We start from the raw sequence: 4,266 nt of genomic DNA on the forward strand, positions 1-4,266 counted from the left end.
ATCCGGCTGTCCGGCAGCCACGCGGGAGTCGAGATCGGCGCCGACGGGCCGTCGCAGATGGCGCTCGAGGACCTCGCCATGATGCGGGCGGTCGGCGGCTCGACGGTGCTCTACCCGAGCGACGCGACGTCCGCCGCGAAGCTCGTCGAGACGATGGCGAATCTGCCCGGGGTCAGCTACCTGCGCACCACCCGTGGCGCCTACCCCGTGCTCTATGGCCCGGACGAGCCGTTTGCCCCCGGTGGTTCCAAGGTGCTCCGCCGATCGAATGCCGACACCGTCACGCTCATCGGTGCCGGTGTCACCCTGCACGAGTCGCTGGCCGCGGCGGACACACTCGTGGCCGAGGGGATCGCGGCCCGCGTGATCGACCTGTATGCCGTGAAGCCGGTCGACGCGGCGACGCTCGCCGACGCCGCCCAGGCCACCGGCGGGCGCATCGTCGTCACCGAGGATCACTACCCAGAGGGTGGACTGGCCAGCGCGGTGCTGGAAGCGCTCAGCGACGGCGGCGTGCCGCTGTCGGTCCGTCATCTCGCGGTGCGGTCGCTGCCGGGTTCCGGGACGTCTCAGGAGCTCCTGGACGCGGCCGGCATCTCCGCGAGGCACATCGTCGAGGCCGCCCGCGACCTGCTGCGCTGACCCGTCCAGGGCCGGCGGCCGGCGGCCGAGAAGGCACGGGGCTGGGACATCCGGTGGGACCGGGGGAGATCCCCCGGTCCCACCGGGCCGTCCCTCAGTCGTCTCCGGCTGGGGCGGGTGCTCCACCGAAGGTCATGTCGACCAGGGTGAGGTAGAGCCGGTCTGGACGCGGCAGGAACTGGATCTTGGAAAGTGCCTGGTCCTGGCCGGCGGACTCCACGACGAACTCGCCGTACCCGAGCAACCGGCCAAGCGGATCCCGGTTGTACGTGAGATCTGTGATCTTGGAAAGTGGCATCGTCTGGACCTTGCGGAAAAAGATCCCGGACACCTTCAGGAGCCGTTTGTCGGTGATCATAAGGTGCTCGAACTGCCAGTCGGCGACCCTCCACAGCATCCTCAAGATCATGAAGAGGGCGAAGTACCACAGCAGCGTGGTGATGATGCCGGCGTCGACGTCCTGCGAGGCGAACAGGATGTTCGCCACGAGCGCGAGCAGCACGGCCCCGACAGTCTGCAGGAAGATGGGCAGCAGGACCGCCCAGTGCAACCGCACCATCATCACCAGGCGCTCCTGGGATGCGAGGTACTTGGTGTCGCGCTGAGCCAGGTCCGGAAGCTGGAGTCTCACCACGCCGGCAGTGTCCCAGACATCAAGAGTGGCCGGGTAGCCATTACAGAGCGGTATCGGTTACGAACTGGGACACCCCGTTACCGACGGACTGCAGCCAGTCGAAGGCGCGGCCGACGATACTGGCCGCGCTGTTGGGCGCGGTCACCACGAAGAAGATGAGGAACGCGATCGCCCCATACCTAATGATCTTGTCCACGGCAGGCCTCCGGGCCGATTCGGGGAAGGGTGCGCACAAAGTATCGCCGCTGAGCTCGATGGAGGTCGCGGAATCGCGCCGATACTCTCAAACTCGTGGTCAGTGAGTGGTATGACACCTCGGACACGGCCCGTCGGGTCGTGGAACGCCCGAAGGCCACACCGGCTCAGCGCCGTCCCTTCGCCCGGGACCGAGCCCGGGTGCTGCACTCCAGCGCGCTGCGCAGGCTGGCGGGAAAAACCCAGGTCGTGGGCCCGCTCGACGACGACTTCCCGCGTACCCGGCTGACCCACTCCCTGGAGACCGCCCAGGTGGGCCGGGAGCTCGCCGAGGAACTGGGCGCGGACCCCGACCTGGTCGAGGCGGCGTGCCTCGCGCATGATCTGGGTCATCCCCCTTTCGGGCATAACGGCGAGCTGGCGCTTGACGAGGCCGCAGCCGCCTGCGGTGGCTTCGAGGGCAACGCCCAGAGCCTGCGCGAGCTGACCAGGCTCGAAGTCAAGATCGTCGACTGTGACGGTCGCAGCGCGGGCCTGAACCTTACCCGGGCGACCCTGGACGCGGCGACGAAGTACCCGTGGCCGCGCAGCCCTGGGCCCCGGGCGGACAGCGCGAAGTTCGGCGCCTACGCCGACGACCTGTCCGTGCTCCGCTGGGTCCGGGAGGGCGCACCGGCCGCCCGGCGCTGTATCGAGACGCAGATCATGGACTGGGCGGACGACGTGGCCTATTCGGTGCACGACCTTGAGGACGGGGTCGTTGCCGGACACATCGATCTGGCCGCCCTCGACGATTCCGGCCGCCGGGCGGAGCTCGCCGCCGCGACCGCCGTCCGCTACCCGGGGCCGTCCGCCGAGGCAGTGGCGGTAGCCCTGGGCACCCTGCGGTCCCAGCCCTGGTGGGTCCGCTCCGAGATCACTTCGGCCCGGGGCCAGGCCGCCCTGCGGGCGATGACCAGCGAGCTCATCGCCCGGTTCGCGCACAGCGCGGTCCGTGCCACCCGGGCGTGCCATCCCGACGGTCCGCTGTGGCGCTATGGCGCGGATCTGGTGGTGGATCCGGACACCGTGGCCGAGTGCGCGGCGCTCAAGGGGGTCACCGCCTGGTATGTGCTGGAGCGGCCGGGTGCCCGCGCCCGGCAGTCCCGGCAGCGGGAGGTGGTCGCGGAGCTCGTGGCGATGCTCTCCCGGGGCGCGCCGGACGTGCTCGAGCCGTCGTTGCGCGCGGCCTACCGCATGGCCGCTGACGATGCGGCACGGCTACGGGTCGTCATCGACCAGGTGGCGCGTCTGACCGACGCCAGCGCCGAGCGGCGGTATGCGCTGCTGTGTGGACGACCGGCGCCGCGGGTTCTGTGAGCCACGAGTCCGGTGTGCGGGGGACGCCGGTGTGCGGGGGACCCGGTGCGTGGTGGGTCCGGTGGGTGTCCACCGCTGGCCCGATGTCCCGACGGTGTTTCGGGTGTTCCCCCGTTCGGGGGGACACTCGCTCCCTCGGTTGGGGGAGCGAGCCGGCGCGCGCTCCGCGGCCCGACATCGCAGCTCGGCATGCACGTCACGGCCCCTGTCCCCAACATTCACGTGGCATGATCGGTACTGTCGTGCTTACGACACGTACCATCGCAGCGGTAGGACCGATGTGAGGGGCGCCGCGTCACTCGTCGACAGGCCGGGTAGGCCGGCGGGTGGTGGTCCTGGCATCGATCCGGCGGGAATGGACGTGGCAAACATATTGACGGGCGCTCTGCCCCGGGCGAGCTACCTCTCGTTCGGGTACCCGCAGAGTCTCGACGCGGACTTGGGAGGGACGGGTGGGGGGACGAATCCGTGACGCCGACGTCGCCCTGGTCCGGGAGCGCTCGCCGATTGCGGACGTCGTGGCCGAGCACGTACAACTGCGTCCGGCGGGGCGTAACGAGCTCGTCGGGCTGTGCCCGTTCCATGACGAGAAGTCACCCTCCTTCTACGTCAATGCGGCAACCGGCCTGTTCCACTGTTTCGGATGCCAGCAGGGTGGCGACGTCTACTCCTTCGTGCGGGAGATCGACGGGCTGACCTTCCGGGAGGCGGCGGAGCGCCTGGCGCGCCGGGCCGGGGTGGCGCTGACCTACGAGGGCGGTGGGACCACCGACCGTACGGTGTCCAGCCAGCGGCAGCGGCTGCTGGAGGCGCACCGGGTGGCCGCCGAGTTCTACGCCGAGCAGCTAGAGTCGCAGGCCTCCGCGCGCGCAGGCTGGGACTTCCTCGCTGCGCGGGGATTCGATCTCACCGCGGCGGCGCGCTTCGAGGTCGGCTACGCCCCGACCGGCTGGGACACCCTCACTCGGCATCTGCTCGCCCGGCGCTTCACCGGGGAGGAGCTGGTGCTCGGGGGGCTGGCCAAACAGGGCGTCCGCGGGGGCCTGATCGACCGTTTCCATCATCGGCTGATGTGGCCGATCAGGGATCTCGCCGGTGAGGTGGTCGGCTTCGGTGGGCGGCGCCTCGCCGAGGACGGCGCCCCGAACGCCGGGCCGAAGTACCTCAACACGCCGGACACGCCGTTGTTCAAGAAGGCGAACCTGCTCTACGGCGCCGACCTCGCCCGTCGTGACATCGCCCGCCGCTACCAGGTCGTGGTGGTCGAAGGCTATACCGACGTCATGGCCTGCCATCTCGCCGGGGTCACCACGGCCGTGGCGACCTGTGGCACCGCCTTCGGCTCCGAGCACGTCGCGGTGGTCCGCCGGCTGCTCATGGACTCCGACGAGCGTCGCGGTGAAGTGATTTTCACGTTCGACGGCGACGCGGCCGGG

5 protein-coding genes are annotated in these 4,266 nt (G+C 69.9%); 3 read left to right on the top strand and 2 right to left on the bottom strand.

Going from position 1 to position 4,266, the window contains the following annotated elements:
- Positions 1-642 (top strand): transketolase C-terminal domain-containing protein (locus AC08ON_RS00875; protein ID WP_476616291.1); only part of this gene is annotated, 642 nt, incomplete at its 5' end.
- A 94-nt stretch (positions 643-736) separates the two neighbouring features.
- Here AC08ON_RS00875 and AC08ON_RS00880 read toward each other — a convergent pair.
- Both AC08ON_RS00880 and AC08ON_RS00885 read right to left on the bottom strand, forming a co-directional pair.
- A complete protein-coding gene (locus AC08ON_RS00880; RefSeq protein ID WP_011435723.1) occupies positions 737-1,276 on the bottom strand; it encodes a PH domain-containing protein in 540 nt (179 codons plus the stop codon).
- Positions 1,277-1,316: 40 nt separating this feature from the next.
- The gene (locus AC08ON_RS00885; protein ID WP_011435724.1) at positions 1,317-1,472 is read right to left on the bottom strand and encodes a hypothetical protein; all 156 of its coding nucleotides are present in this window, start codon (positions 1,470-1,472) and stop codon (positions 1,317-1,319) included.
- 95 nt (positions 1,473-1,567) lie between these two features.
- Between AC08ON_RS00885 and AC08ON_RS00890 the strand changes: the two genes are divergently transcribed.
- Both AC08ON_RS00890 and dnaG read left to right on the top strand, forming a co-directional pair.
- Positions 1,568-2,830 (top strand): deoxyguanosinetriphosphate triphosphohydrolase, encoded by a 1,263-nt coding sequence (locus AC08ON_RS00890; RefSeq protein ID WP_476606119.1) that lies wholly within the window; start codon positions 1,568-1,570, stop codon positions 2,828-2,830.
- 452 nt (positions 2,831-3,282) lie between these two features.
- Positions 3,283-4,266: DNA primase (gene dnaG / locus AC08ON_RS00895; protein WP_476606118.1), on the top strand; the 984-nt coding region annotated here is incomplete at its 3' end.

The organism is Frankia sp. CoWAU3 (genome assembly GCF_977971855.1).